Genomic DNA, 708 nt, shown 5'->3' on the forward strand with positions numbered 1-708 from the left:
AGGGCATATGCAAAGGAAAGGTCGTTTTTCAGCGCTATGTCGCTGATTTTCCCTCCTTCTGTCTGTACTGCAAGCTGCACGCTGCCTGAAGGTGCGTCTAATGTCACCGTATTCATCCCTTCTTTTAAGGTCGCGATTCCTAGTTCGCAAGCAGCTCTTGCCATGGCAATGGCGCCGTGACCGCACATGGTGCTCATGCCAGTTCCATGGATAAAGACGATGCCCAGGTCGCTCTCCTCATTGACAGGAGGCGTGAGGAAACCGCCGTACATGTCATCGTGTCCACGTGGCTCAAGGAGCGCTATCTTTCTGAGATTGTCAAGATGTGCTGTGGCATAATGGCGCTTTTCTGCCATGGTGCTGCCGATGATCTCAGGAAAGCCTCTTGTGATAAGTCGAAAGGGCTCTCCTGCTACATGAAAATCCAGATACTCCAGTGTTTTCATTTAGAATTCGACCTCCACTCCGATGTTTTCCTTCTCTGCTGTTTCACAGATGTATTCTGCGGCTGCAAGATCCACCAGCGCCATACCTACGGTTTTAAAGACTACCGTATCTGATGCAGGTTTTGGCTGGCTTCCATCTAACACGTTATGTAAGAATTTTACATTTTTCTCATCAAGAAGTCCCATTTCAATTCTTGTCGATAAGTCTCCGCTTTCTTCGCAGGCATACGGCAAATCCACATACACATCCTCGGTAATTTCA

At 48.2% G+C, this 708-nt stretch carries 2 protein-coding genes; both read right to left on the reverse strand.

Translation table 11 applies throughout. The features are described from left to right. On the reverse strand, positions 1–446 hold a 446-nt coding region (locus tag D1155_RS15520), incomplete at its 3' end, for a proline racemase family protein (protein WP_160203310.1). Beyond that, positions 447–708, reverse strand: a 262-nt coding sequence (locus tag D1155_RS15525; RefSeq protein WP_347561007.1) for a hypothetical protein, incomplete at its 5' end; no start/stop codon positions are given.

The organism is Anaerotruncus sp. 80 (assembly GCF_009936115.1).
GTDB classification, from domain to species: Bacteria; Bacillota; Clostridia; order Peptostreptococcales; family Anaerovoracaceae; genus Senimuribacter; species Senimuribacter intestinalis.